Raw genomic sequence first — 26,578 nt, forward strand, 5'->3', positions numbered from 1 at the left:
GTATAAGTACGAGAATTAGTTCGAAGGGTGCATCGTTTCCGATGCTTTTCGCGTTGGTGCGGTAAGGGAAGATCAAGTGAAGTAGAAATGGACGTGGAGTGGAGTGGAACTCGAAGGCGGAAAAGATGGTCAGGGAGAATCTGAATTGTTGATATCGAAGAACAGCGGAAACGGTGGAGTTGGTGGCGTTGGTCGGGGAAGGGCGTTCTCGATAACAAAGGATAGAGACGATAACCCGCCTTTAGATGAGGTGTTCGGGTTTAGTTCCTAGAAAACGGATGGCGGAGGGGTATATAAACACACACCCACCCCACTATTTCCGGTGTCTTCCAGTGGGAAGGTGGGTCGGGGTGGACGGAGCCTTTGGTAAAACGATGGCTTTATAACATAGGACACATAACAATAACCGTACAGGGAACAAAAAGCAATTGATAGATTTATTTAAACTATATTTTAGTTGTTAACTGCTTTCGGTTAGCTTTCATTTTTCTCCTATCGCCGTCCTTTTGTTGCTGTCAGACGATATCTATCCTTTCCAATCGTCTACTTAATGTTTATTTTTCAGAGAAAAATTATACCATGCAGGACTGAATTTTATCTATGTGTTATCCTCTGATATCCCCTCGCCATGCTTCTACGTTGTTTAGAAGTCGCTATTCGGCTTACCCTCCCATTTTGGAACCCCCCGATTTCCGCTGTTTTCGTTCACTCACAATTCCGTTCGAAACGGCATCTCTTGCCCCGCTACCCCCCTCACCCCACCCCTACCCTCTCACCGTCAAAACAGCGGAAACGATGGGGTGGGTGTCCCCTCCCCCATAATCTCGACTTCCGTTATCGTCCGCTTTGCGTCTCACACACCGAACAACGGAAATCATGGGGTCTCTGTGTTCCCGTCGAACCCACCGATGAAAACGAGCTCATGCTAGAATCCATGGAAGCGATGAATTGCCCAGGAAGCGATTTCCGTGGTGTCTCGTCCGTTCGCTCTCGACTTCCCCCTCCCGAGACTCGACTTCTTTTTCTACCCACCTTTATTAATGATGATTCATGCTTGATTCCCGAACGAAATATGTCGACCCGATTTGTACCGATCTGACTTCAATACCGGGTCGATTCACGACAAACCGGGGTCATAACGTCGCAAATAACAACGGAAACGATGGGGTCGATTATGACGGACGGTTATCGCCGGGAACAACGGAAATCACGGGGTTGTTTATATACTACTCGAAATTCGGTGGCCATGCGATCCGACATTCAGCAGTGACTCTCTCGATAGAACTCGACCTGAATTCGTTCAGTTATCACGAGCTCTCAACTGCTCACAACAGTGATTAAGCATACATGGGCCGTCTCCTTCGATCCATACCCCCTGGTGCAAAGCTTGGGAGTTCTTTTGTCCATCGCTATAGAACAACGGAAACAGTGGTGTTACGATGATCGACCGGCACTCGTATCGATCGACATCCTCTCTGCATTCTTCCTGCATTCGTCCTGCATCCTCCTTGCATCCTTACCGCATCCTTTCTGCATTCTCATCGACCGATACGCGTACTGGCCGGTCGAACTGTAACCGAACAATCCGGCCAAACTATAACTAGTCAATATTCTCTACTGATTCTGTTCGACTTCGAGGATACGGGCATCACATCCTTGGCAGGTGGCGGCGACGACTTCCATCGAGCGACAGCAGGATTCGACTGTTTCCTGTTCCGCGGTGATGTCGCCACCACACTCGGGGCACGTGTCGAGGAAGATGCGGAGACCGCTCAGGATTCGACTCTGGTTATCGACCGAGAGTTTATCCCAATCGTCATAGCGATCACTCAACTCGCGAGCGGCCGCGAGGTCGGCGACGAGTGCGGCGTGGGACTCCCACTGGCCGAGTCGCCGACCGTCCATTCGGGCGATGAAGGCGGCATCGTGTTCCTCGAACTCCAACTCCTCTTCATCCGCGCCGAGGATTCGACTCAAGTCGCTCTTTTCCGCGCCGTCCTTCATGACTCGTTCCATGTTGTCGTGCCACATCTGACGGAACTCATCGTCGAGACAGAGGTCGTCGATTTCCTCACAGGGTTGAACGACGCTCGCATCGACGAGAACGTTTTCCGGTTCGCGGTCCGTCGGTTCCGGTGATGCCGTCTGGACGGTCTGCATTTCGTGTTTGTCGAATTTCTTGAGCAACCAGTCGGGGAAGTACGTTTTCGTAAACCACGGGGTTCCAGGTACGAGATACCCACGAACGTAAATCGTTGCCATACTGAACACAAAAAATGCGATTCCGATAGGCATCGCCGCAAATGTCAGAATCGTACTAGCGACGACGGCGATTACGACGTTGACGATTGTACACGGCGTACAGCGGTTTTCGCCGGTGTATTCCGGCTGTCGGAAGCGGTCGATAACACCTGAAAGCTCGGTACTCATTTCATCTCTATCATTTTGCCTCATCACCATATACTTATTGTTGGATGGTTCTGACACTGGTTAAAAACAAATCAGAACAAAAGAAAACTGACTCGCCACCCGACGACCGGTGAATCGACTACTCGGTCTGTAATGGCAAATCGACTATTCGGTTGGCGGCTCCGCTCGTTGGAGGCGAACCGTCACGACGCTTCCCCGCGGATGATTGGTTCCGAAGATGAGTTCGCCACCGAACTTCCCGACTATCCAGTTTGTCAACCACAGGCCCAGACCGCTTCCGTGCTGGAGAGCGGTTTCCCGCCCTTCGTTTAGCACTGCCTGTTCATCCATCGGTATCCCCGGTCCGTTGTCCGTGACTTCGATTTCGATCCAATTTTCCCGATCAGATTCGACGCTCCTCACCGAAACCATCACGCTAGGAACCTTCTGATCGTTATGCTTGATTGCGTTCTCGACGATTTCGGTGATGACCGTATCGAGCGTCTTGTCCGCACAGACCCACGCCGTGTCCGGAAGGTCGGTCGCGAGGTCCACGTTCGGATACGTTTTCCGCAGGTCCGAACACGTCCGCTCGATCAAAGCAGTGATTTCGACGGCTATCCGCTTCTGACTGCGCTTGTCCAGCGTTCGACCGATTTCACGGGCCTTCTCACTGACATCTATCAGGTCGCTCGCTTTTCGCTTGATGATCTCGGCACTCTCGGTGGCTTCGGGAATCGCTTCCTTGAGGTTGTCCGCATGGCCGAGGACGACGTTGAGGTCGTTTCGAAGGTTGTGTCGGAGGATTCGATTGAACACCTGCAGTCGTTGTTCCCGCCTGAGCAACTCCTGTCGTGTTCGAACCGAGTTGATGGCGTACGCCACGCTGTTCCCGAACTTCGAGAGAACACGTCGTTCCGTTTCGTCAAACGCGTATGGATGATCGGAGTAGACGCTCAAAACACCGTATACGGTTTCTTCGTGTTGGATTGGAATCGTCGCCTTCGAGTAGTACTCCCGGTTCGGTCCGTTCCATCGCCCTTCGGACGACGAATCGGGACCGATATCGTGTGTCACCTGTATCGCTCCCGTTTTCAACGCACGGGAGGCATGTTCCAACTCGTCTCGATCCGCGTCGTCGGAAAGCACCGTATCTAGATGTCCCGTTTCGACTCCGGTGCGGACCCGAGGGACGACTCGATCATCGTCGTCCACTTTCCCCATCCATGCGAAGAGATATGATTCGGACGCCGCGAGTCGTTTGCAGACGGCTTCTTCGATTTCTTCACGGGTCGTTGCTTCGAGGAGTGATTGGCTGACGTCCCAGATGAGATCGTTGATGGCCATCTGGCGCTGAACCGTTTGTTCGGCCCGTCGGTGAGCGACGGCGTTCTCGATCCGGTTTGCGAGGGCGACGAACTGCCGTTTTCCGGTTCCTTTCTTCAGATAGTCGGTAACCCCGGCGGAAATGGCCTCGCTCGCTGTCTTTTCGCTTCCGCCGCCCGTCATGAGAATGTACGGTATTTGCGGGACGATCTCTTTCACTGCGCCGAGCAGTTCGAGCCCGTTCATTTCCGGCATCTCGTAGTCACTGACGACGCAGTCGAACTGTTCCAGTTCGAGACGGGCGAGAGCGTCCGACGGGATGGTTTCCGTGTGAACGGTCACATCCGCTATTTCCTGTGTCAGGATTTCAGACGCGACCTTTCCGAAGAACTCGTTGTCTTCGACATGTAGCACCCGAATCGGGCGACGTTCCATTCTACAATACAGGTCTCGTATGTGATCAATATATAACTTTGTCCTCCACGTAGGGATCAAATCTCGTTCTATTTTAGTGACTGTTCATCTCAATCAGCCTCTCGTGGAAGTTTCCACCGATGTCAGTGGGTTTCCGGTGGCTCGGGAACGTTGCCGAACGACGGTCGCGATGCCTCGTCCGGGGCGGCCCATTCGACGGCGTTCCCCAGGATTTTTCGGATTTCCGGCTGTCGGTAGATCGGATACGTCTCGTGTCCCGGTCGGAAGTAGAAAACACGCCCCGATCCGCGGCGGTAACAACAGCCACTTCGGAACACTTCGCCACCCTCGAACCAACTGACGAAGACGAGTTCGTCCGGGGCGGGTATGTCGAACTGCTCGCCGTACATTTCGGCGTTCGGGACGATGACCTGTTCGTCGATTCCGTCGGCGATGGGGTGCCCGGAGTCGACGACCCAAAGGCGTTCGCGTTCACCGTCTTCCCGCCACTTCAGGTCACACGTGGTACCCATCAACTGCTTGAATATCTTTGAGAAGTGGCCGGAATGGAGCACGATGAGCCCCATCCCGTCGAGAACGCGTTGCTGTACGCGCTCTACGATTTCGTCCGCGACTTCGTCGTGTGCGATATGTCCCCACCACATGAGGACGTCCGTCTCCGCGAGTACCTCCTCGGTGAGTCCGTGTTCAGGTTCGTCGAGCGTCGCCGTCCCGACGTCGAATCCCTGCTCTTCGAGCGCCGACGCGACGATGGTGTGAATGCCGTCCGGATAACACTCCTTGCTCGCTTCGTCTTCACGTTCGTGTCGAAACTCGTTCCACACCGTGACGCGCGTGCTGTTCATATACGGTTCCTCGTGGGTCGGTCGATTCACTGTTTCGGAACCCGCAATCGCCGCAGGGACGATCCGTTTTTCCTCACTCGTCCGAAACCTCGTCTTCTTCCCACCCTTCGCTGTAAATCCGCTCGTCGGGAACCCCGATTTCCTCCAACTCCGCTTTCGTCTCGACGACCATTCCGGGAACGCCACAGCAGTAGAAGTCGGTCGATTCGGGATCGGGGACGACGCTTTCGACGTGTTCTTGGACGTGTCCGGTTCGGCCGTCCCACTCCTCGTCGGAGAGCGAGTAGGCCACGGTTAGGTTTTCGTTTTCAGCTTCCAGTTGGTCCAGCGTCTCCCGGTACATCACGTCGTCCTGTGTCTTCTCCCCGTAGAGGAACGTCGCGTGACCGTCGCCGTCACGGAGGTAATGTTTCACCATCGCCATCATGGGCGTGATTCCGGTTCCCGTCGAGACGAACGCAACGTCGGAATCGAGGTTTCGAAGATACAAGTTTCCGTCCGGTTCCTCGATTCGAATGGTGTTCCCGGGGTCTTGTTCGTGCATGTACACGGAGGCGGTTCCATCGTCGTACCGTTTTATCGCCAGAACTAGGCGATCCGTTCCCGGAAGCGTCGTGGGCGTGTATGGACGAACGACTTCGTCATCGTCGCCCGACGTATCCACCTCGCTTGCTTCGCTCGCATCGAAGTGCAACTGTGTGTGTTGCCCGGGTTCGTAATCGAACGGTTCGTCGTCGGCCAGTTCGAACTGCTTCACTCCGGGTGTCACCTGATGAATCGACGTGATTTCTACTTCGCGCATGGCAGAGGAGGACGGCACGACTGTCCGTAAACGAACTGCCTGCATCTTCCACCCTGCACCTTCCATCCTACACTTTCCACCCTGCACCTTCCACCATTCCGCCGGAACACCACTCCGAATCTAGCGCTGACGCGGTCCATCGGCGAGAATATCCGCAGCGGTAAGCGGAGTCGAACGCTCCCGGTGCAGTTCGAATTCCTCCTTCGCCCACGTGCTGACGGCTTCGTTCCGACTTTCGCCATACGCCGGAAAGGTACCATCGGTACCGGTCAACAACAGTCCCACCGTATCCTCCGCCACAACCAGTTGTATCGGTGGTTCTTCCCGGATATCGAACTCACGTCGCTGAAGACGTGGATCGAACGACGAGACTGGCAGCGGTTCGCCGACTCGGCCTGACAGTATCCCTATTCTACGAGTTTCGACGGACTGCCGGAACGCATAACCCGCCCGAGTACCTGGATATACTCCCATGAAACACGCCGACCTCCCCGAAAATCTACCCCGCTACAAGCGAAAATCGATCGAGCGGGTCCGAACGGTGAGCGACCTCCTCGACGAGGCGTTCCGCGTTCCCGGCACGAACTTCCGGGTCGGTATCGACCCGATTCTCGGCCTCCTCCCGGTCGGCGGCGACGCCGCATCGGCGATCATCTCGCTTTACATCGCCCTCGAAGGGTATCGGCTGGAAGTTCCCCGTCACGTTCTCGCTCGCATGCTCGTCAACGTCGCCATCGACACGTTCGGTGGCGCGGTTCCCGTCCTCGGGTCGGTGTTCGACGCGACGTGGAAGGCGAACCGCAAGAACCGGGAACTGCTCGAAAAACACGTCTCGAACCACTGATCCCACTTTTCTGATTCTGTCTACTCCGCGGGTTCGAGCGTCACCGCTTCGGCTTCGAAATCCTCGACGAACGACCCCGAACCGCCGACGCTTATCTCGCCCTCGTCGGTTTCGATGACGAGCGCCGCTTCGACCGGGAACGCGTTCGATGCGGGTTCGAGCAGCCCCTGCCGAACGTCGATGAGGAGACCTTCGATGGTTACCACTTCGCTATCACCGCCGACCGGTCGCCCCCGAACCCGGGCGACAATGGCGTCGTTCTCGCGGAGGTGGAGCGTCGCTTGGAGCACCGCCGAGCGGAAGTCGTCGAACGTCTTCGGAAGTTCCACTGGTTCGGCCGCGTACACTTCGTTCGCCATCGGCCAGTAGTTGCCGAGGAATGACCCGACGAGGACGGGGACGAGTTGCTCCTGTGCGAAGGTGATCGCCTGCTTCTCGCTGTTCGACCGAACGATCATCTCGGTCGGAGCGACGAGACCGAACTGCTTGTCCACCGTGAGCGTCGTCGGCATCGGTTCGCGCCAGACGCGGACGGTGCTTGCGAGTCCGGCGAACTCCGACCCATCGATGTCGTCACGATGAATCCCGCTGAGGACGAGCAGGACGAGGACGCCGCGTTCCACCGCATCCGCGAGTTCGTCGGCGACTTCGGTGAGATGTTCGTACGGTATCGAGAGGGTGACTTCCTCGTTCGCCTCGGCGAGGCGGTTCTGGATCCGCTTGATGACCGTGACGCGGGATTTGATGACCTCGAACTGGTCCGGTTCGCTCGTCGTCGCGGAGTAGCGTTCGTCCAGCGCGGGTCGCATCGTTTCCACCCGGTCGGAGAGCGTCCCGATGACTCGTTCGGGCGGGTTCGCGCGGATCATGGTCGGGACGACGTGGTCGTTCACCTCCACGAATCCCCTGTCGGCCAACTTCTCGCTGGTGCTGTAGACGTAGCGTTTCGAGACACCGGCGTCGTCGGCGATGGTGCTGGCTTTTGCCTCGCCTTGTTCGAGAATCGCGAGATAGGTATCGACTTCCTTTTCGGAGAGACCGAACTGGCGGAGGAGGTTTTCGAGCGTGGTGTCGTCCATTTCCTGACTCATGATTTCTCGGGTACCTATTTACTTTCCTCGGTGGTCCGAACGACGACGACGTCCGAAACCGACAGTTCGATTTTCGAATCGCTTTCCGCCGCGGTGGGAACCCGTTCCCCGGACACGAGGTCCACGTCCTCGACGCGCTCGCCGATTCGAATCGTCTCGCGCCCTTCAGAGAAGTTCACTGCTACGATGATCCGCGAATCACCATCATCACGGACGAACGCAACGACCGACGAGGAGTCACTCTCCCATTCGATTCCCTCGACCGTCCCGTCCTTGAGAACGGGATGTTCGTTGCGGGCTTCGACCAGCGACCGGTGGAACGCGGTCAACTCGTCGTCGCCGTCGTCCCAGCGCATCGTCCCGCGGTACTCGGTCATGCCGCGCTCCTGCCCGTAGTAGATCATCGGGGCGCCGGGAAGCGTGAACGTCGCGGCGGCCGCGGCTTTCAGCGCGTCGCGGTCGCAATCGTCGAGATACCGCGATTCGTCGTGGTTTTCGACGTACCGGAGGTGAACGGCGCTTTCGGGGAAGCCAGCACGCTCCGCGTCGGCGAGCGCGTCGAACACGGCGGATGCGGGTCTTTCACCGTTTCCGATTTCGCGCAGGGTTCCGTACAGCGTCGTGTCGTAGTGCATCGTGAATTCGCCCTCGTGGTAGGCCGGGTCACGCGGGATCGTCTCGTCCAGCAGTAGAAAATCGTCGGGCACGCGCGCGGCGACTTCCTTCCAAAACTCGTGTGGGACGCCCCACGCTACGTCGCATCGGAACCCATCAACGAGTCCCGCCCACTCGTCCACCACGTCGAGCAGGAATCGCCGGACAGCGAGCGAATCGAAGTTGTAGTTCGGGATTCGGTCCCAGTTGAAGTAGCGTTGTGCCTTCGGTTCCCCGGTCTCCTCATCTTCCTCCCAGATGTACCAATCGCGGTACTCAGGAACCCCGGCGGCGCTCATCTGGAACGCCGGGTGGTCCCGCGAGGAGTGGTTGATGACGAGGTCGAAGACGACCCGAATTCCGGCGTCGTGGCAGGCCGACACGAAGGATTCGAACTCCGCGCGCGTGCCGAGGTCCTCGGCCGTCTCGAAGTAGTTCGTCGTGTGGTAGCCGTGGTCCGTCGGGCTTCCCAAAATCGGGGTGAGCCAGACGCAGTCCACGCCGAGCCATTCGAGATACGGAAGCCGCCGCTCCAACTCCTCGAACGTGGTATCGACCGTCTCATCCCCGAACGACCGGACGAAAATCTCGTACACCGTGGCGGATTCGGCCCACTCCGGCGGGTCGTTGGGCCTGTGAATTCCCACTCCCTCGCTCCGTGGCACCTCGCTTCGCTCGGACCCACTTCGCTCGGACAGTCCGAGTTCACTTTTCCCGCCAATCTCCACGCAGTCGGCGACGCTGTGGCGTTCGCCGACTGCGACGGCGTGAATCCTGAGTCCGTCCCCGATGTCGTCGCGGGGAATTCGGACGGTTCGCGGGCCGTCGGTTACGGCCCGCGAACCGTTTTCGTAAAGTTCCACCGTCAACTCGTCGTCCGCGAATTCGCTGTCGGGTGCGGATTCGGTCGTCGCTGTGACGACGACCGAATCCGTTTCCAACGTGGCATCGAGGTGAATCCGTGGCCGTCCCGGTCCGGGGACGGTGAGCGTCCCCTGCACCTGCTCGGTCAGGTCGTCGTTCAGCAGGAATCCGTAGGGGTGCTCGCCCGGCGGAAGTTCCGTCTCGTACACGTACGCCCCGTTTTCGTACGTCGGCCGGTCGCGGCCGACGAGATGCTCGTTGAACGGCCCAGCGATGCAGACGGACTCCAGTTCCTCGTGGGGAATCGGCAGGTCCGACAGCGGCAGTTCGAAGCGCACGGGTCGGCGCTCGTCGGGGAACGCGCGGACGGTTCGTTCGTGGTCGCCGTCGGGCGTGGAGAGTCGGAGTCGGTAGACGCCCGGGACGTCCGGCGCGAAGTGGATGACCGGCGCGTCGTCCACGACCGCTGAACTGCCGTCCGGGCGTGTTTCGAGGTGCCACTCGTACTCTCCGTCCGGATTCGGGTCGTGCGGCGCGAGTTCGACCGTCGCTCCGACCGTCGTGAATCGCGGGGGATCTGCTGTGTGCATGTGTTTCACGCCACAGGGGAGTTATAACTATCTTGCGTTCCGATAAGAATCTGTGAAGGATTATTTCACCAAGTCTTTTACCACCCCGACTCGTGGTGCTACCTGATGACGCTCCGCGACGCACTTTCCGATTTCAAACGCCACCGCGGGAACGCGACCCGCTTCCCCGGTGAGCGCCGGACGACGGCGGGCCGGTTCTCCGGTTTCGACGCTCGACTCGTCCACGTCGGCCCGCATGGGTCGCTCCGCGACTACTCCTACCCGCTCTCCGGCCGCTACGGACTCGACCGCTCACGATTCGGGGTTCGGAGGGACGGAAACGCCGACATCGTGTGGTTCGACGCCGTCGATTCGACGCAACGCTATCACGAGGGGAGCGCCCTCGTCGTCACCGAGCACGGGACCGCGGACTGGTCTATCACGCAGTACGATCTGACGTTCGGCGATTTCCACTTCACCCACTTCGCGGTCGACGATGCCGACGAAAACGACGCCGCCCCCGCCGAACTCGTGGCTTACTTCGGGTTCGCACCGGACGGCCGGGACGACAGAATCGGGCAACTCCGCCACGGCGACGTGGTCGAGGTGTACCACACCGAGGAACACGATTACCTCGGAATGTCCGCCGAACCGACCGAAATAGACGGTCTCGTTCCGGCGGATTTCGACGCGCTACTCTCCGAGAAACCCAACGCGGTACCCGGTATCGCCGACACCGGCCGCTACGAGGAGAGTCGCCTCAGCGGCGAACTCGTCGTCTCCCTCCCGCTCGATGGTGCGACGACGTTCGTTTCCCTGCTCGCCGACCACCGTGAACTCCCCCGTGAGGATGCTCTCCGGCGAGTTCGGGAACTCGCCTCCGAGTACGATTCTCCCGCCCGAATTCGGGCCCTCGCCACCGACGAGACGTCCCGGAACCCTCTCGATACGACGCTCGACGCGCCGACGACGGACGCCATCACCGACGACCTCCGGGTGCTCTCGTTTCTGTCGGCGGAGACGGGGGCGCGAATCGCCGGGCCGGATTTCGACCCGTTCTACCAGTACTCGGGTGGCTACGGCTACACGTGGTTCCGCGACGACGCGGAGATTTCCCGCTTCTTGCTCACGGCCGACGACCACTTCGACCTCTCGCTGGCCGATTGGCACGAGAAAAGCGCCCGGTTGTATTGTAAAACCCAACGCCCTGACGGGACGTGGCCCCACCGCGTCTGGCCCCGCGACGGGACCATCGCCCCGGGATGGGCGAACGCCCGCGTCGAGGCCGGTGACGGCGCGGACTATCAGGCGGACCAGACAGGAAGCGTGATAGCTTTCCTCGCCACCTATCTCCGAACGTCCGACCTCGATGCGGAACTCGAAACCGAAATCGAGGGAACCCTTCGTGCCGCGCTCGACGGATTGGACGACACCCTCGAAGCGGATGGCCTGCCGATCCACTGCCAGAACGCGTGGGAGAACATGACCGGGCGCTTCGCCCACACCGCCGCGACGTACCTCGAAGCCTACGCGGAACTCGCCCGCGCGCCCGTCTCGGACGACGTTCGGGACCGAGCGCTGGAGGGAACGAAAGCGGTACTCGCCGGACTCGACCGCCTCTGGACGGGCGAGTTCTACGCGCTTCGACTCGTCGAGGACGACCGCGACGAGCGCCGCGATTCGAGCGCGCTTGCGCTCGCGGCCGCACACCGCGCGGCCGCATCGGTCGTCGACCTCGACTCCGAGCAGGTGGACCGACTCGTCTCCCACACCGAAGCCGTCCTCGACGGTCTCTGGCGCGACCCGGAGGAGAGCGAGATTCGCGGCCTCGCGCGTTTCGACGGCGACGATTGGCGCGTGCGCGAGCAGACGACGCCCAAAATCTGGACGGTTTCGACGGCGTGGGGAGCCAACGCCGCGAACGAACTCGCGGACCTGCTCGCCGAGCGTGACGACCGCCGCGCCGACGAGTTCGACCGCCGCTCGCGCGACCTCCTTTCGTTGCTCCTGCCGGGCGGTTCGCTCTGTGCCGAAACCGGTTACCTCCCGGAACAGTACTTCGACGTGGGCGAGGCCGACAGCGCGACGCCGCTCGGGTGGCCCCACGCGATTCGACTGGCGACGGTCGCGTCGCTGGACGAACGGGGGGAACTGGGACCGGCAAAACGAGCGGCCGACGACTGAATCGAATCGATTTCAGACCGACGCTTTTTCGGCCACCGTTTCTCCCTCACCGACGACGTCACCGGTTTCGCCGTCGAAGACGTGCAGGTCGTCCTCGTCGAACGTGATTCGAATCGTCTCGCCGGGGGCGGGTTCGATGTCGGAATCGACGCGCGCGATGAAGTCGGGTGCGAGATCGAGATAGAGGTAGTTGTCGCTGCCGATGGGTTCGACCACTTCGACGGTGGCCGAGAGGGCGTTCCGGTCGGACTCCGCCGCCGGGAAGATGTCCTCCGGTCGGATACCGATGGTAAACGCCGCATCCGTGTTCTCGATTCGGTCGGCGAAGGACGGGGCGAGACGGCACGAAAACGCACCGTGGTCGTCTTCGAGGACGACGGCGTCGCCGTCGCGCCGCGCGCGAACGTCGATGAAGTTCATGCTCGGCGACCCGATGAAACCGCCGACGAAGCTGTTTACGGGTTGTTCGTACACGTTCGTCGGCGCGCCCATCTGCTGGAGTTCGCCGTCACGAAGGATAACGATGCGGTCGCCCATCGTCATCGCCTCCTCCTGGTCGTGGGTGACATACACCGACGTGATCCCGAGTTCCTGCTGGATGCGCTGGATTTCGGTTCGCATCGTGGTCCTGAGTTTCGCGTCCAAATTCGACAGTGGTTCGTCGAAGAGGAAGATGTCGGGTTCGCGGACGATGGCGCGGCCGAGCGCGACGCGCTGTTTCTGCCCGCCGGATAACTCGTCGGGTTTGTCCCCGAGCAGGTCCTCGATACCCATCATCTCGGCGGCTTCGTACACCTTCTCGTGGCGCTCGTCCTTCGAGAGGTCGGTACTCATCCGGAGCCCGAATCCCATGTTCTGCTCGACGGTCTTGTGGGGGTAGAGCGCGTAGTTCTGGAACACCATCGCCACGTCGCGGTTCTTGGCGTGAACGTCGGTCACGTCCTCGTCGCCGATGTAGATGTGACCGTCGGTGGCGCTTTCCAACCCGGCTATCATGCGGAGTGTCGTGGTCTTCCCACACCCGGACGGACCGACGAGCGTGACGAACTCGCCGTCCTCGATATCGAGGTCGAGACCGTCCACGGCGACGATTTGGCCGCGGTCGAACTCCTTTCTGAGCGTCTCCAGTCGAAGGCTTGCCATTACTCGTGTGGTGTCGTACCACGGTAAAGTTCTTTCCCATCGAGCCAAATCTGTGATGGGATATTTCATACCACTTTTCAAGGCCGATATTCGACCGATTCGTCCCCTTTCTCAAATATGTCGATGAGAAAACGACACGAAAATCCCTAACGGTTAAATACGTGAAGTCATATTTCATAACGGATACAACCATGTCGTACCCACGGCGGAAAATCCTACAGACAGGCGGCGCAGTGGCTGGTATCACCCTCGCGGGATGCATCAGCGTGAACAGCGACAAGAAGGACGGCAACGGCGACAACGGTAACGACGGTGGTGGTGGCGACGGAAACGGCGGTAACGACGGCAACGACGAGACGACCGGCGGCACCGGACAACTCTGGCATTCGCGCCCGAAGGGACCGAAGAAGAGCCTCGAATCGAACGTGAAGAAGTTCGAAGGGCAATCCGACTACGCGATAAAACTCTCCGAGATTTCGGACCTGCAGAAGACCATCGAGAACAAACTCCCCGCAGGAAAAGGGCCGCATCTGTTCCAGTGGGCACACGACTGGATCGGCGAGTACCAACCCGCCGGATTCCTCTCGGACCAGAGCGATAAGCTCTCGGTGGACCTCGAATCCACGTACACCAGCGCGGCGGCGGAGGCGGTGCAGTTCGACGGCGAAACGCTCGGCCTGCCGTACGCCGCCGAAACCGTCGCACTGCTCTACAACAAGGACATGGTGGACGAACCGCCCCAAACGGTCGCAGAGATGCAGTCCATCATGGAGGAACACCACGACCCATCGAACGGGAAATACGGCCTCTCGTTCCCCATCGACCCCTACTTCATCAGCGGCTACGCGCAGGCCTTCGGCGGCTACTACTACGACGAGAAGAAGGACGAACTCGGCCTCGCGAAGTCGGAGACGCTCAAAGGGTTCCGGTTCGTGCGCGACGAACTGGCGAAGTATATCCCGAAAGACCAGAAATACGACCCGCAGGCCGCCGTGTTCAACGAGGGCAACGCGCCGCTCGCCATCAACGGTCCGTGGTATCTCGGCACCGTCCGTGACAAGGGTCTCGACGTCGGCGTCGCCCCGCTTCCGAAACCGAAGGGCGGCAAACCGAAACCGTACACCGGCGTGAAGATGTGGTACTTCGCCAAGAAGATGAACGAGGAGAACGGGAACACCGCGGCCGCTCGGAAGTTCACCGAGTGGCACACCACGAACACGGACCTGCTCCTCGACCTCGCCAAGGACCACGGCTTCATCCCGGTTCACAAGGACCTCGCGGGAAGCGACGACCTTCCGCCAGCCGTCAAAGGCTTCTCCGAATCCGTCCAGATGGGCGAACCGATGCCGACGGCCCCTCACATGCAGAAGGTATGGGATCCGGTCAAATCCGCGTTCCTCAAGGTGCTGAAAGGCAAGCAGGACGCGAAACCGGCGTTCAAAGCGGCGGAGAAGACGATCAAGCAGAACTGGGACTGAGGCCACATGAGTATTCGCTCGACGTTCACTCGCGGCGCAAACGCGCTGGAAAATCCCGTATTCGACCGGGACGACCTGCCCCTGCTACTGATACTGCCGGGGCTGTTTCTGTTCTCGGCGTTCATGTTCTACCCCATCCTCTACTCGTTTTACCTGTCGTTGACGGATGCGACGAACCTGACGCTGTTCACACACGAGTACTCGTTCGTCGGATTCGACAACTACCGGAGGGTGCTGTTCGGCACGCCGCACTTCAAGCTGATTCTGTTCGGATTCAGCACGACGCTCCCGCTCAACGCGGGCTTTTGGAACTCGATGGGCATCTCGTGGCTGTTCGTGTTCACGAGCGTGGCCCTCAAAGTCGCGCTGAGCATCGGCATCGCGCTCGTGTTGACCAATCCCTACGTCATCGGTCGGCGCTACATGCGTTCGCTCATCATCATCCCGATGGGCCTGCCGACCATCTTCACCATCACCGTCTGGCGCGGCATCTTCAGCAACGCCCGATACGGGCTGGCGAATCAGGTGCTCACCGGACTGCACCTCCAGCCGGTTCTGTGGCTCGACCAGCGATGGACCGCGTTTCTGGCGTACAACGTCACCGAAGCGTGGTTGGCCTACCCGTTCATGGTCATCATCATCGTGAGCGCGCTGCAGGACGTGCCCGAGGAACTCCACGACGCGGCGATGGTGGATGGCGCGGGATTCCTCAACCGGTTCATGCACGTCACGCTTCCGTCCATCAAGCGACCCGTGCTCTTCGCGTCGATACTGACGGCGGCGGCGTCGTTCCAGCAGTTCCTCATCCCGTACGTGATGAACAAGGGTGGACCGCTCCGCCAGAACGAACTACTCATCGTCTACGGCTACCGTGAGGCGTTTCGCTTCGACAAGTACGGGAAGGGGGCCGCCATCATGACCGCGACGTTGATCGTCATCAGCGGCTTCATGTTCCTGAACGTCAAACGCGGCCGCCTCGCGGAGGGGGTGAGCGAATGAGCGACGGAATCCTCGGCGGCTTCGCCGAGGACATTCGACGTGCACTCGGGGCACCCGTTCGCGCCGTCGAGTCGGCGCGGTACACCGTCCACGGCCTGCGAACCGGCGAAGTGTCGGCGCGACGAGTCGCGGCGAAACTCGTCGCCACCGCGTTCGCGCTGTTGATGGTCGGAACACTGCTGTTCCCGATTTACTGGATATTCCTCGCCTCCCTCTCCGGGACCGGCGGGTCGCTCTACAGTTCGAGCGGGATCCATCTCCTGCCGCAGAAACCGTCGCTCGACGCCTACAAATGGGTGCTCGGCGGCATGTCGATACCGAGCTACACGGTCGCGGTTCACCTGTTCGGCACGGAGATAGCGCTACAGACGCCCGGCGTCTCGACCACGGTGAACTGCGCGCGTTTCGACGGTTGTTCGCAGTTCCCGCTGTTCCTCTGGAACAGCTTCACCGTCGCGGTGCCCACCGTCATCCTGACGATGGCAATCGTGATTCCGGCGGCGTACGCGCTCTCGCGGCGGAAGTTCCTCTTCCGATCCAAAGTGCTCTACCTGTACGTCCTGTTCACGCAGGTCGGCGGTGGACTCGGCATCGCGGCGCTCATCGCGCTGTACGCCACGTTCGTCCAGTTCGGACTCGACAACAGCAAACTTGCGCTGTCGTCGTACTACGCCGCGACCGCCGTCCCGTTCAACACGTGGCTGTTGAAGACCTACATGGACAACATCCCGACCTCCTACGAGGAGGCCGCGATGATGGACGGCGCGCCCACGTGGCGCATCGTCTGGGAGATAATCATCCCGCTGTCGAAGGCGGGACTGGCGACCGTCCTCGTCTTCAGCTTCCTCACCGGCTGGACCGAGTTCATCGTCGCCCAACTCCTGCTCAGCACGGGCAAGTACACACTCCCGGTCGGCCTCTACAGCCTCGTCGGGAAGTACTCGACCCCGTGGGCACGGTTCTCGGCCTTCGCGCTGACCTTCGCCACGCCCATCGTCTTGGTGTATCTGTTCGCACAGCGGTACATCGAGAGCGGACTGTCCTTCGGCGGTATGGAAGGCTAGGGCGAGTTGGGTGGGTTTGATTCTTTCTTTCGTTCGGTGGCTACTGGGTGGTTCTGGTTTTTCGATGGTTGCAGTCGTTGAGAGTCGGATTTTGAACACTTTTCCGGTCGTGAGGTGTTCTGTTTGATCTTGGTTTTGGTCTTGTTGTGACCGCAAATACAGACGTCAGTGAAAACCCCACCCCCCTCGAACCTCCCCAGCCTCCTCGGTTGCTTACTCGCGGATAAACCGCGAGCATGTGAATCACGCCATGGCGTGATTCACAACGCTCCCTCGTCCCTCGCGCACGTTTCTCGCGCGCGCCACCACAGGAATCCCTCAGCGCGAGACTGGACTATCGCACGGCGCGCGAAGGCGCATCGCAGGTGCGCCCGCGCGAGGTCTTCGTGAGTGACGCAGGAGCGAACGAGTGGCTCGTCAGAGCTCCGCTCTGACGGTGGATGACGAGCGTCAGCAAGGAATCGGTTGGGGAGGGCGTGGCTGTCGCGGTGTGGTGGCGGTTTCAGTGACGTCTGTACTTGCAGTCACAGCAAAACCGAACATAACTTGCCGAATGCGGTGGCGGTTGTTTGCCGCTTGGTAGTTGTAGTCACGTAGAACCAACCTCGGGTCGTTTACCGCCCGGCGGTATAATCACGACAAAACCAGCATCCCTTCGTAACTAGCGAGTCGGCAACTTTCCAAGCACCACCAACTATAATCCGAAAAACCGGATTCACGGCGATGTGAACGCGCTTACGCACTTACCAACATTCGCTTTCCAAACAGCGCGTCCAAATCGGGTTGCTCGACCAACTCGTACTCGTCACCCGCCCGTTCCACGCACCCCGCGTTCGCCAGATGTTCGAGGTGGGCGTAGGACTCGCCGGGTCCGTGGAGGAGGTGGATTCCTTCGAGTTCGCCGAACAGGTGGGCACCCATGGTCCACGGGTCGGTCGGGCCGTTTTCGTTCAGCACGCCGACCACGTCCTCGGCGCGTTCGCGGTGGTGGGCGTGGATTTCACGGGCGCGGGAGACGGCGTCGAGGGGGTCGCCGTGGCCGGGCCACGCGCGGGTGTAGGACTCCGAAACGACGTGCAAGAGGGTGTCGAGGTAGGCCTCAAGTGGATTTTCGAGGCGAACGTCCGCGCCGCCGACGTTGGGGGTGTACGCTTCGAGGAGGGCGTCGCCGCAGAAGAGTTCGCGGCCGTCTTCGCCGTCGAAGGCGAACCCGGCGAGACCGGCGGTGTGGCCGGGGAGATGGACGGCTTCGAGTTCGTACTCGCCGCAGTCGAAGGTGTCGCCGGCGGAAAACGGTTCGACGGTGGGGGTGGGACCGTCGAGGCGTCCGGCTTTGACCGCGTTCCGGAACACGGGTTCTTGGATCGGTTCCGGGAGTCCCCACTCGTCCAATAATCGCTGCTGTCGGGTTTCGATGCCGTTCCACGCCGATTCGCGCTGGGCGACGAGCGCGGCGTCCTTCTCGTGGACGTGGACGGTGGCGCCGCTTCGCTCTTGGACGGTTCCGGCGAGTCCGGCGTGGTCGGTGTGCCAATGAGTGATGCACACCTGCGCTATGTCCTCGACCGAACAGCCGTGGTCCTCCAGCCCGGATTCCAGCGATGCGAGCGTTTCCGGTTTTCTGACGCTCGTGTCGATGAGTGTCGTCGGGCCGTCGGAACTCGCGTTGAGGAGGTACACGCTGTTTTCTCCCTCGAACTCCGTATTTTCGAGTCGAATTCGGTTCACGGACGTTTTTGGGACTCTTCTCTTATGATATTTTTTATAATTATCGCGGTAACGAGAGATGCCCACTCTTTCTCGAAAAACACACTAAACGGTGTGTACTGTTCGGGTCTAGTGAGTTGCCAGCGACGTTATCGGTCGTCGGTCAGGATTTGGGCGAGCGACAACACGGTGAACGTCGTGACGAGGAGACCGCCCCAGATGAGGTCGGGGATGGATGCGATCGGCGGAATTCCGGCCCACGCCGCCATCACCATCAGAACGCCGACGGCCGTGACTCGCCGATAGTAGGTCAGCCACGGTACTGCTTGGTCGTCCAAGTCGTCGGTCTCGGGTTCGATTTCGTAGTCCGTTTCCTCTGCCGTGTCGAGATATGGGTCGAACTGATCGGCCAATGGGCCGCGTTCGACGATACCCCTGCTCTTGTTGTAGCGGATGACGCCCTCGCTTTCGAGTTTCGGGAGGTGGGACTGGTACAGCGCGATGTACACGCGCTGGCGTTCGTCGGACGTGAGTGCCTGGACGGTCGTGTCGTTTTCCCACGCGGCGACCTGTTCTGCGAGGTCCCGCATCTCGACCGCCCCGTCCGTATCCTTCAGGAACCGGAGTGCATCCCGTCGGCGCTGTGTCTGGAGAATATGGAATATCTTGTCGCGCGAAAGGGGTTCGACCAGTTCCTCGGACGCGTGTTCGAACTCGTCTACCGCCGAGTCGGAACTGACGCTCATTTGTTCAGTCCCCGGTATGCGGTGCTTTCCGCTCCTCGAATCGCTGTCCGGCAAGGGGTTTCATCGGAGCGAGATGATTCATCGTAGAAGTGAATCCCATCAGATTGGAGGAAATCGTCGGGGTAGAGAGTGTCGTCGTTACTTCGGACCGAGACGGACTTCCGTCTCGGTAATCGGTCGTTTCGTTGCTCGCGTGCCATGTAGTTCAATATCGGACGTGGATTTTAAAAAGGTATTGGGTCTACGTCAATGATAAAGCTCTAATTTATCTTCTGGCCGCAAGTTGGTACGTTTATGCAGTCGATATGTTTGTTTTCATCGACGGGAGCGTCATCGGTCTTTTACTATCCCGAAATGGAACCTTTCTCCGACGATGGTGAACGAGATCGTCGCCGAGGATGTGACTGACACACATGCCGATTATGAGGTATTCATTCGCGCGATGGCGTTCTCCGTCCTCTATCAGGACGTGCGCGAAGCGGTCGAAAACACGATTCCGGTCGAACGGGACGCCGCCCGTTCCGACTAGTCACGCCGTTCGACCTCTTCATCTTCGACCGACGCAGGCCGGGCGACTAGTCCATACGTTTAGGCACGTCCGGGTCGTGGTCAATCCATGCCCGACACACCCCACCCGGGCGAGGAGTTTTCGCCCTGTGCCAACTGCGGGACGCTCGTCAATCTCGGTGAGTACCACCCGACGGTCATCGTTCGTCACAGCGTCACCGCCAATCAAACCGAAAACGTGACGCTCCACTTCTGTAGCGAGGATTGTCTGGACGAGTGGACCGGTCCGTTTCCGTAGTTTCTCGAAAACTATCCGCCGTTCCGATCCGTCGCTCCGCCGTTCCGCTGTACGCGGTAATCCGACCATACCCGCAGTTTTCCCGCGAATCTCTCCGAAACGCTCAGCGATTTTTACCCGTCTCGGAACCGTGGTTCGGATATGGAGTTCGAACGTCCGGAATCGCGGTGGAAACGAGTTGCAATCATCGTCGGCATCGCGTTCGGGTTTCTCGCCGTTTCGTTCGTCGCGATCCCAGTCGTGCTGCTCGCCGGTGAACTCCTCGCTGGAATCGTCGTCGGGATCGTTCGCGTGATCACCGAACCACGTACGGGTCAGCACCCGGCATGAACCGTCCCAGATCGACCGACTGCTGATAATCCGACGAAAGAATCCCGGTCAGTCGCTCGCGGAGTTCGTCGCCGTCGTCCGAATCCCACTCGCGGGGATCACGAATCGGGACGACGAGGAACCCCCGTCCCTTGATCTCTTCGGCGTGCAGCGCCGCCATGTCCGGTGTTCCACCGTCGAAGCCGTATTTGTCGGCCTGCGCGGTGAACTCCCAGAAGACGTGTTCCGTCGCCGTTTCGCCGACCGGCAGGAGGACGTGTGCCGCGATGGCTCTGAGTTCGGCGTCGAAAAAGCGCTCCAAGTCGTCGTACTCCTTCGGTGTCGGTGGCCGACCGTCGGGAAGCCTGCTCATATGGAGGTAACTCATGAACAAGTTGGCGATGGTCGGTTCGTTGCTGTACACGTCGCCGAGGAGGCCGACGTCGTTCAGCACCGGTTGGAGTTTTTCGCCGACTTCGCCGCCGGTGAACGGGACGTTCGTCTCGGTGCCACCGTGCGTTCCCGGGTGGTCGCCGATGAGATGGAAATCCGCGTTCGCGTCGCCGTAGCCGAACACTGCACAGTCCCCGTCGTGCCGTTCTTCACACTGACAGGAGGGTCGCATTCCGAACGGGTTACGTACCCGTCCTTCTTCGTGGAGCCATTTCACACCTTTCGTAGCAGTTCCGTATGAAAAAGCGCGTCGGTACGGGTGAATCTCATCGCTGACTGGCTGAGATTATACGATCGTACGTCGCGTGTATGAACACTGAAAACGGTAGATGCATTGAGTGATGCACCGAACCAGACACAGAGGTATAGATTTGACAGGCGCAAAGCCGTGGATTTTCGTGGGTGATCCAATTCTTATTCGTTCCCTCCTTCCTGGTATGTCATAGCATATTCTACAATGGCCGGTTACTATTTAGTCTTTGTGGTGGTTTTGAACTCTAATCATCTCTATTGGGAACCCAAAACCGAAAAAACAACACGAATCTAGTACTCCTCACGGGATAATTTGAATATGTGGCTTCTCTCCCCTTCGCGTACTTTCGAGATGAGACGTATGACTCATTTCTGCGGATGTGGTCGGTGGTCGAAAGTCGATGGTCGGTGGTCGATGCACCACTCTCGGGAGTGTCGAACGCGAAAAAATCGTGGGTTGAACGCTCGTAGTTACTTTTCGTTCACTTCAAGCACTCGGCCCGCCGCGATGGTCTGGCCCATGTCCCGCACCGCGAAACTCCCGAGTTCGGGAATCTCCGAGGACGGTTCGATGGAAAGTGGCTTCTGTGGCCTGACGGTCACGACGGCGGCGTCGCCGCTCTGGATGTAGTCCGGGTTTTCCTCGACGACTTCGCCACTGGCCGGGTCGATTTTCTGGTCGATGGATTCGATGGTGCAGGCGTCCTGTGCCGTGTGGGCGTGGAACACCGGCGTGTAGCCCGCCGTGATGACCGACGGGTGTTGCATCACGACGATTTGGGCCGTGAACGTGTCCGCCACCTTCGGCGGGTCGTCCGCCGGACCGCAGACGTCTCCCCGTCGGATGTCGTTTTTCCCGACCCCACGCACGTTGAAGCCGACGTTATCTCCCGGTCCCGCCTCGGGAACTTCCTCGTGGTGCATCTCGATGGTCTTCACTTCCCCGCTTACGTCGCTGGGTTGGAACGAAACCGTATCGCCCATGTTCAGTATGCCGGTTTCGACGCGTCCGACTGGGACGGTCCCGATTCCCGAAATCGTGTACACGTCCTGAATCGGCAGGCGGAGCGGCGCGTCGGTCGGTGCTTCCGGCATCGGAAGGTCGTTCAGCGCTTCGAGGACCGTCGAGCCGTCGTACCACGGCATCTCGTCGCTCTGTTCGACGATGTTGTCGCCCGCGAGCGCCGAAATCGGGATGAACGATGCGTCTTCGGTGTCGAAGCGGACCTGATTCAACAGTTTCGTCACTTCGTCCACGACCTCACGATAGCGGTCCTCGTCGTAATTGACCGAGTCCATCTTGTTGACCGCGACGATGAGTTCGTTGATACCCAAGGTGCGCGCGAGGAAGACGTGTTCCTGCGTCTGCGGTGCAACGCCGTCGTCCGCTGCGACGACGAGGACCGCGTTGTCCGCTTGGCTCGCGCCCGTGATCATGTTCTTCACGAAGTCGCGGTGGCCGGGCGTATCGACGATGGTGAAGTAGTACTCGTCGGTGTCGAACTCCTGATGGGCGATGTCGATGGTGACACCGCGTTCCCGCTCCTCCGCGAGGTTGTCCATCACGTAGGCGAACTCGAATCCGCCTTTGCCTTTCTCCTCGGCTTCGCGCTTGTGCTGTTCGATGACGTGCTCCGGGACGCTTCCCGTTTCGAAGAGCAGTCGGCCGACCAACGTGGATTTCCCGTGGTCGACGTGGCCGATAATCGCTAGGTTCTGGTGTGGTTTGTCTGGCATTCCCCATTCCCCCGTGTAGGGAACGTATCGGTACGAATGAGGAAAACAGTTGTGCCGACTCCATCGAAATCCGTGGGAGGAGATGCGCCGACCGGACGATCCGACGGTTAGATGGAATACACGGTCGATTACGTCGGAAGTTTGATGCGAAACGAATCGAATGCTACCGTATGGAAGCGCCGCGGAGAAGCTTTGAAGCGTTCCTCATCGGTGACGACCTGGGGCTGACCAAACGATGGGGAGCGATTGCAGTGGGTCTCTTCACCCTCGTCCTCGCCATCTCCGTTTCCGGGTACGACCAAACCGTGTATTCCATCGTCCCCGGACGGGTGGTCGTCTACGGTGCGGCGACGCTACTGGTTCTACTGGCGGGGTGGCAGGCGTATCGGAACCGCGGCATCCTCGTCAGTATCTCCCTGTGTCTCGCTCCCGTGAGTGCCCTCTTCATCCGAATCATCGCCGAAGGACAAACCAGCAGTCCGACAGCCGTTGGAATGCTCCTCCTCGGCGTCGGTTGGGGACTGGCGTTCGGCGTGCCCCTCGGTATCCTCGGCTTCCTCCTCGGATACGCAGGGAGAAACGTGACGTCCACGGGAAAATTCGCTTGAGCACCTACTCGTTGGGTTTACACACCGACAGAGAGGAGTGAATGAAACACCATACCACCCGACTTCGGTCAACTCCTCCTCCGTTCCCCCTCTTTCCGGGCGTCGTCCCTATCGCCGCTCCCTCCACTGTTCCCTCTTTCCCTACCGTCTCCGTCCGTCAACGTCAGTTCCTCGCGCAACTGCTCCCGTATCCCGTTCGACGAAACCCCGTTCTCGCGCGCCCGTTCGGTGAGTCGATGGAGCGCCTCGCCGAACCCCTTTTCGTCCTCGACACCGCCGTTCGGTATCACCCTGTTCCCGATTCCTGCGGCCCGGTCGCCCGTCCGTCCGGCGAGGACGGCGTTGACCGCCGCGCCGAACAGGATGACGAAACTGCCGACGTACAGCCAGACGATGACCAACAGGAGGTTTCCGATGGTTCCGTACAGGCTGGTGTTGTACGCCGACACTTGGGCGTACATGTGGAAAATCGCGTGCAGGAGTTGCCACCCCACCGCCGCGATGACGACGCCCGGGAGGACTTCGCGGATGGAAACGTCGATGTTCGGAAAGACGTAGTACATCGGGAAGAACGCGACGCCGAGGGCGAGTATCGACACGATTTCTGTCAGTGAACTGTCGAACGGAACCCGTTGCGGTGTCGGAAGCGTCGCGCTCGTCACGCCGATGGTAACGACGACGAGGACAAGTGCGACGAGGACGACGATACCGTCCTCCAGTTCGTCCACGAACGAGGTCTTCCGTTCCACATCGTAGATGTCGGCGAATGCGGCGTCGAGCGCTCGGAAGATGCGGAACGTCCCCCAGAGAAGCACTCCGACCACGACGATGGAGTCGCCGGGCGAGGGTGCGCCCGTGATCGCGTTTCTGAGGAAGATGTTGGCACTCGCCGGAAGGTAGGAACCGATCTCCTGTACCAATTGTTCCGCGAGTTGCTGACCGCCGACGGTGGAGACGATGACCGTCAACAGCAGGAGGACGGGAAGCAGGGAGACGAACGAGTGATACGCGATGCTCCCCGCCATGAACTTGATGTTCTCCTCCCGCACCTCCTGCACGATGTCCCGACTCAGCGAGACCACACGACGGAGCCGAGGGTTCATACCCGATGTACGGGGAGGGAGCCTAAAAGTTCCACTTGTCATCCCACGAATATCGCTCGTCATTTCTACGAATCCCGCTTGCCCCGTCCCGCCAAATCCTGCTTCCGTCCCGCCGTTTTAAGCCCTTCTCGTCCCACTTTCGTGTATGAAAGCCGCAGTCCTCAGAGAGTACGGCGAACCCCTCGAAATAGAAGCCGTGCCGCGTCCGGACCCCGAAGACCACGGTGTCGTCATCGAAACCGAGGCGTGTGGCATCTGCCGGAGCGACTGGCACGCGTGGCAAGGCCACGGCGAATGGGCCGACGACCAAGTCCCGCTCGGCCAAATCCTCGGTCACGAACCCGCGGGAACGGTGGTCGAGGTCGGCGAGGGGGTAACGGACATCGCGGAGGGAGACCGAATCGCGGTGCCGTTCAACCTCGGACGGGGGCACTGTGAGTACTGTCGGAACGGCCACGGCAACGTCTGTGCGAACGGTATCGCGCTCGGTTTCGAGGAGGCCGCACCCGGCGCGTTCGCCGAGGAAGTGCACGTCCCGTACGCCGACTACAATGCAGTGGGACTTCCCGACGCCGTCTCCCCCGTCGAGATGGCCGGTCTGGGCTGTCGGTTCGTCACGGCGTATCACGCCCTCGCTCACCGTGCCGACCTGACGCCGGGCGATTGGGTGGCGGTTCACGGTTGTGGCGGCGTCGGACTCTCGGCGGTTCACGTCGCGGACGCGTTGGGTGCGAACGTCCTCGCGGTGGATTTGGACGAGGACAAACTCGATACGGCGCGGGAACTCGGCGCGGACGAGACGCTCCGCGCCGACGACGTGGACGTGCCGACGGCGATTCACGCGCGAATCGGCGGGGCACACGTCTCGGTCGATGCACTGGGCATCGCGGAAACCTGCCGCAACTCCATCGACTGTCTCCGTCCGCGAGGGCAACACGTGCAACTCGGGTTGACCACGGACGACGAACGAGGCGAAATTCCGTTCCCGACGGATGCCATGACGATGCGCGAAATCACGTTTCTCGGTTCGCGCGGGATGCCGCCGACTCGCTACCCCGAACTGCTTCGGATGATGGAGCGTGGTTCCATCTCGCCCGGCAAACTGGTGACGAAGACCGTTTCGTTGGCCGACGTCCCCGACCGCCTCGCCGCGATGAACGACTTCGGCACGTCCGGTATCGAGGTCGTCGAGTTTTCGTAGTTTCTGCCCGCTTCTACCGGATATTTTATATATTTGAAAAATTAACTTGATGTATGACTTTCGACGGTCTCTCCCTCCAACGTGCCGTCCTCATCGGTGCCCTTCTCTTGGCAACGCCGTTCGTCGCGTTCTTCCTCATCGCTGGGGCGATGATGACGAATACCGGGCTGGTGGGGTGGCTGTTGCTGGTAACACTCCCGTTATCCTTGTTCGCCGTCGGTCTCTGGCTACTGGCTGGCGAGACGCTGGACTGGACGTACTGGGTTCGAAAATTCGCGTAGAATCGTTTCGCTGGTTTCCGATCTAGACCGGCACTTCGTTCAGACAGTTCACCTGGTCCCAGTCGCCCGTCTCGTCCAACCGATAGAGTCGCTGGCGTGCGTCGGGGATGTACACTTCCTCCGTGACGGCTCCGATTTCCGTCAGGTTTTCCAGCGCGCTCCTGACCGTCCGTGCGGACAACCGTGACCGCTGAACGATTTCCTTCTGCGTATGGGAACCACTGTACTCCAGAACTTTGAAAACGAGCTTCGCACTGGGCGGTAGCTCACATAGGCAGGTCAGGGTCTGCTTCTCCATACGGTTTCCAACGGAACCAACCCACTAAACCGCTCGCTAACCGTATAGTAACCCGGTGGCATCCGTGTCACCGGGGAAAAAACGCAGGTTCTTTCATTGATGCCTGTGAATATAGTGATATGCAGCCTGAACTTGCAAGCAGAACGCGGTCCTCGGACATGGACCGGTTGTTCTGCCAGGAATGTGGGGAACGATTCGACGCCGACGCTGCGACAGACGACGGCTGGCACTATCGATGTCCGAACGAGGACTGCGACGGCGCGGGTATCCGGGAGGACCTTTATCCCGTCGAGGACGTTCTTCCTTCGCGTCGATAACGTTCGACTTCCGATCGAATCGTTCGGTTTCTTTCTTCCCACGTTCGATGGAAA

At 59.7% G+C, this 26,578-nt stretch carries 27 protein-coding genes; 14 read left to right on the top strand and 13 right to left on the bottom strand.

The window, feature by feature from the left end; genetic code table 11:
• The first annotated feature begins 103 nt into the window (after positions 1 to 103).
• Positions 104 to 271, top strand: a complete 168-nt coding sequence (locus tag NKF25_RS19925) for a hypothetical protein (protein WP_253228386.1) — start codon at positions 104 to 106, stop codon at positions 269 to 271.
• Positions 272 to 1,614: 1,343 nt separating this feature from the next.
• Here the strand turns inward: NKF25_RS19925 and NKF25_RS19930 are convergent.
• The 4 genes from NKF25_RS19930 to NKF25_RS19945 all read right to left on the bottom strand — a co-directional run bounded on the left by NKF25_RS19930 (position 1,615) and on the right by NKF25_RS19945 (position 5,817).
• Positions 1,615 to 2,262 (bottom strand): hypothetical protein, encoded by a 648-nt coding sequence (locus NKF25_RS19930; protein WP_253228387.1) that lies wholly within the window; start codon positions 2,260 to 2,262, stop codon positions 1,615 to 1,617.
• Between the two features lie 312 nt (positions 2,263 to 2,574).
• Positions 2,575 to 4,170 (bottom strand): response regulator, encoded by a 1,596-nt coding sequence (locus NKF25_RS19935; protein WP_253228388.1) that lies wholly within the window; start codon positions 4,168 to 4,170, stop codon positions 2,575 to 2,577.
• A gap of 122 nt (positions 4,171 to 4,292) precedes the next feature.
• Positions 4,293 to 5,015 carry a ThuA domain-containing protein gene (locus NKF25_RS19940; protein WP_253228389.1) on the bottom strand — a complete coding sequence of 241 codons (723 nt, stop codon included), beginning with the start codon at positions 5,013 to 5,015 and terminating at the stop codon, positions 4,293 to 4,295.
• Between the two features lie 73 nt (positions 5,016 to 5,088).
• Positions 5,089 to 5,817, bottom strand: a complete 729-nt coding sequence (locus NKF25_RS19945; RefSeq protein ID WP_253228390.1) for an FAD-binding oxidoreductase — start codon at positions 5,815 to 5,817, stop codon at positions 5,089 to 5,091.
• Positions 5,818 to 6,000: 183 nt separating this feature from the next.
• Here NKF25_RS19945 and NKF25_RS19950 point away from each other — a divergent pair, with 183 nt between their 5' ends.
• Positions 6,001 to 6,216 carry a hypothetical protein gene (locus tag NKF25_RS19950; RefSeq protein ID WP_253228391.1) on the top strand — a complete coding sequence of 72 codons (216 nt, stop codon included), beginning with the start codon at positions 6,001 to 6,003 and terminating at the stop codon, positions 6,214 to 6,216.
• A 73-nt stretch (positions 6,217 to 6,289) separates the two neighbouring features.
• Positions 6,290 to 6,661 carry a DUF4112 domain-containing protein gene (locus NKF25_RS19955; RefSeq protein ID WP_253228392.1) on the top strand — a complete coding sequence of 124 codons (372 nt, stop codon included), beginning with the start codon at positions 6,290 to 6,292 and terminating at the stop codon, positions 6,659 to 6,661.
• A 20-nt stretch (positions 6,662 to 6,681) separates the two neighbouring features.
• On the opposite strand, the gene NKF25_RS19960 is transcribed toward NKF25_RS19955, so the two are convergent.
• Together NKF25_RS19960 and NKF25_RS19965 are read right to left on the bottom strand one after the other, a co-directional pair.
• A complete protein-coding gene (locus NKF25_RS19960) occupies positions 6,682 to 7,740 on the bottom strand; it encodes a TrmB family transcriptional regulator sugar-binding domain-containing protein (protein ID WP_253228456.1) in 1,059 nt (352 codons plus the stop codon).
• Between the two features lie 26 nt (positions 7,741 to 7,766).
• On the bottom strand, positions 7,767 to 9,860 hold the full coding sequence (locus NKF25_RS19965) for an alpha-amylase family glycosyl hydrolase (RefSeq protein ID WP_253228393.1): 2,094 nt from the start codon (positions 9,858 to 9,860) through the stop codon (positions 7,767 to 7,769).
• A gap of 105 nt (positions 9,861 to 9,965) precedes the next feature.
• Between NKF25_RS19965 and NKF25_RS19970 the strand changes: the two genes are divergently transcribed.
• Complete coding sequence (locus tag NKF25_RS19970; RefSeq protein WP_253228394.1) at positions 9,966 to 12,023, top strand: glucan 1,4-alpha-glucosidase; 2,058 nt, start codon at positions 9,966 to 9,968, stop codon at positions 12,021 to 12,023.
• A 12-nt stretch (positions 12,024 to 12,035) separates the two neighbouring features.
• Here the strand turns inward: NKF25_RS19970 and NKF25_RS19975 are convergent, their stop codons facing one another.
• Positions 12,036 to 13,166 carry an ABC transporter ATP-binding protein gene (locus tag NKF25_RS19975; RefSeq protein WP_253228395.1) on the bottom strand — a complete coding sequence of 377 codons (1,131 nt, stop codon included), beginning with the start codon at positions 13,164 to 13,166 and terminating at the stop codon, positions 12,036 to 12,038.
• Positions 13,167 to 13,357: 191 nt separating this feature from the next.
• On the opposite strand from NKF25_RS19975, the gene NKF25_RS19980 reads away from it, so the two are divergent.
• From NKF25_RS19980 to NKF25_RS19990, 3 genes are read left to right on the top strand one after another with little or no spacing between them, the layout of a single operon-like run.
• Positions 13,358 to 14,644 carry an extracellular solute-binding protein gene (locus NKF25_RS19980; protein ID WP_253228396.1) on the top strand — a complete coding sequence of 429 codons (1,287 nt, stop codon included), beginning with the start codon at positions 13,358 to 13,360 and terminating at the stop codon, positions 14,642 to 14,644.
• A gap of 6 nt (positions 14,645 to 14,650) precedes the next feature.
• Complete coding sequence (locus NKF25_RS19985; RefSeq protein WP_253228397.1) at positions 14,651 to 15,643, top strand: sugar ABC transporter permease; 993 nt, start codon at positions 14,651 to 14,653, stop codon at positions 15,641 to 15,643.
• Positions 15,640 to 16,707 (top strand): ABC transporter permease subunit, encoded by a 1,068-nt coding sequence (locus NKF25_RS19990; protein ID WP_253228398.1) that lies wholly within the window; start codon positions 15,640 to 15,642, stop codon positions 16,705 to 16,707. Before NKF25_RS19985 ends, NKF25_RS19990 begins: the two co-directional genes overlap by 4 nt.
• A 735-nt stretch (positions 16,708 to 17,442) precedes the next feature.
• Here NKF25_RS19990 and NKF25_RS19995 read toward each other — a convergent pair.
• Positions 17,443 to 18,435, bottom strand: coding sequence for an MBL fold metallo-hydrolase (locus tag NKF25_RS19995; RefSeq protein WP_253228399.1), 993 nt, complete (start codon positions 18,433 to 18,435; stop codon positions 17,443 to 17,445).
• Between the two features lie 128 nt (positions 18,436 to 18,563).
• Positions 18,564 to 19,160 (bottom strand): hypothetical protein, encoded by a 597-nt coding sequence (locus NKF25_RS20000; protein WP_253228400.1) that lies wholly within the window; start codon positions 19,158 to 19,160, stop codon positions 18,564 to 18,566.
• A gap of 373 nt (positions 19,161 to 19,533) precedes the next feature.
• Between NKF25_RS20000 and NKF25_RS20005 the strand changes: the two genes are divergently transcribed.
• The 3 genes from NKF25_RS20005 to NKF25_RS20015 all read left to right on the top strand — a co-directional run bounded on the left by NKF25_RS20005 (position 19,534) and on the right by NKF25_RS20015 (position 20,295).
• Entirely contained in the window at positions 19,534 to 19,689 is a 156-nt protein-coding gene (locus NKF25_RS20005; RefSeq protein ID WP_253228401.1) for a hypothetical protein, read from the top strand.
• An 87-nt stretch (positions 19,690 to 19,776) separates the two neighbouring features.
• Positions 19,777 to 19,965 carry a hypothetical protein gene (locus NKF25_RS20010; protein ID WP_253228402.1) on the top strand — a complete coding sequence of 63 codons (189 nt, stop codon included), beginning with the start codon at positions 19,777 to 19,779 and terminating at the stop codon, positions 19,963 to 19,965.
• 141 nt (positions 19,966 to 20,106) lie between these two features.
• A complete protein-coding gene (locus NKF25_RS20015; protein WP_253228403.1) occupies positions 20,107 to 20,295 on the top strand; it encodes a hypothetical protein in 189 nt (62 codons plus the stop codon).
• Here NKF25_RS20015 and NKF25_RS20020 read toward each other — a convergent pair.
• Positions 20,261 to 20,944: a uracil-DNA glycosylase family protein gene (locus NKF25_RS20020; protein WP_253228404.1), complete on the bottom strand. Its 684-nt coding sequence runs from the start codon at positions 20,942 to 20,944 to the stop codon at positions 20,261 to 20,263. The two genes, NKF25_RS20015 and NKF25_RS20020, sit on opposite strands and share 35 nt — an antisense overlap.
• A gap of 506 nt (positions 20,945 to 21,450) precedes the next feature.
• Complete coding sequence (tuf, locus tag NKF25_RS20025) at positions 21,451 to 22,716, bottom strand: translation elongation factor EF-1 subunit alpha (protein ID WP_253228405.1); 1,266 nt, start codon at positions 22,714 to 22,716, stop codon at positions 21,451 to 21,453.
• A gap of 170 nt (positions 22,717 to 22,886) precedes the next feature.
• Here tuf and NKF25_RS20030 point away from each other — a divergent pair, with 170 nt between their 5' ends.
• Positions 22,887 to 23,324, top strand: a complete 438-nt coding sequence (locus NKF25_RS20030) for a hypothetical protein (protein ID WP_253228406.1) — start codon at positions 22,887 to 22,889, stop codon at positions 23,322 to 23,324.
• A 68-nt stretch (positions 23,325 to 23,392) separates the two neighbouring features.
• Here NKF25_RS20030 and NKF25_RS20035 read toward each other — a convergent pair whose 3' ends face one another.
• The gene (locus tag NKF25_RS20035; RefSeq protein WP_253228407.1) at positions 23,393 to 24,427 is read right to left on the bottom strand and encodes a YihY/virulence factor BrkB family protein; all 1,035 of its coding nucleotides are present in this window, start codon (positions 24,425 to 24,427) and stop codon (positions 23,393 to 23,395) included.
• Between the two features lie 145 nt (positions 24,428 to 24,572).
• Between NKF25_RS20035 and NKF25_RS20040 the strand changes: the two genes are divergently transcribed.
• Entirely contained in the window at positions 24,573 to 25,628 is a 1,056-nt protein-coding gene (locus NKF25_RS20040) for a zinc-dependent alcohol dehydrogenase family protein (RefSeq protein ID WP_253228408.1), read from the top strand.
• A gap of 53 nt (positions 25,629 to 25,681) precedes the next feature.
• On the top strand, positions 25,682 to 25,909 hold the full coding sequence (locus tag NKF25_RS20045) for a hypothetical protein (RefSeq protein ID WP_253228409.1): 228 nt from the start codon (positions 25,682 to 25,684) through the stop codon (positions 25,907 to 25,909).
• Between the two features lie 22 nt (positions 25,910 to 25,931).
• Here the strand turns inward: NKF25_RS20045 and NKF25_RS20050 are convergent, their stop codons facing one another.
• On the bottom strand, positions 25,932 to 26,207 hold the full coding sequence (locus NKF25_RS20050; protein WP_066138817.1) for a helix-turn-helix domain-containing protein: 276 nt from the start codon (positions 26,205 to 26,207) through the stop codon (positions 25,932 to 25,934).
• Between the two features lie 119 nt (positions 26,208 to 26,326).
• On the opposite strand from NKF25_RS20050, the gene NKF25_RS20055 reads away from it, so the two are divergent.
• Positions 26,327 to 26,524 carry an HVO_2901 family zinc finger protein gene (locus NKF25_RS20055; protein ID WP_066138820.1) on the top strand — a complete coding sequence of 66 codons (198 nt, stop codon included), beginning with the start codon at positions 26,327 to 26,329 and terminating at the stop codon, positions 26,522 to 26,524.
• The last annotated feature ends 54 nt before the right edge of the window (positions 26,525 to 26,578 follow it).

This window comes from Haladaptatus sp. AB643, from assembly GCF_024136975.1.
Classification (GTDB): Archaea; Halobacteriota; Halobacteria; order Halobacteriales; family Haladaptataceae; genus Haladaptatus.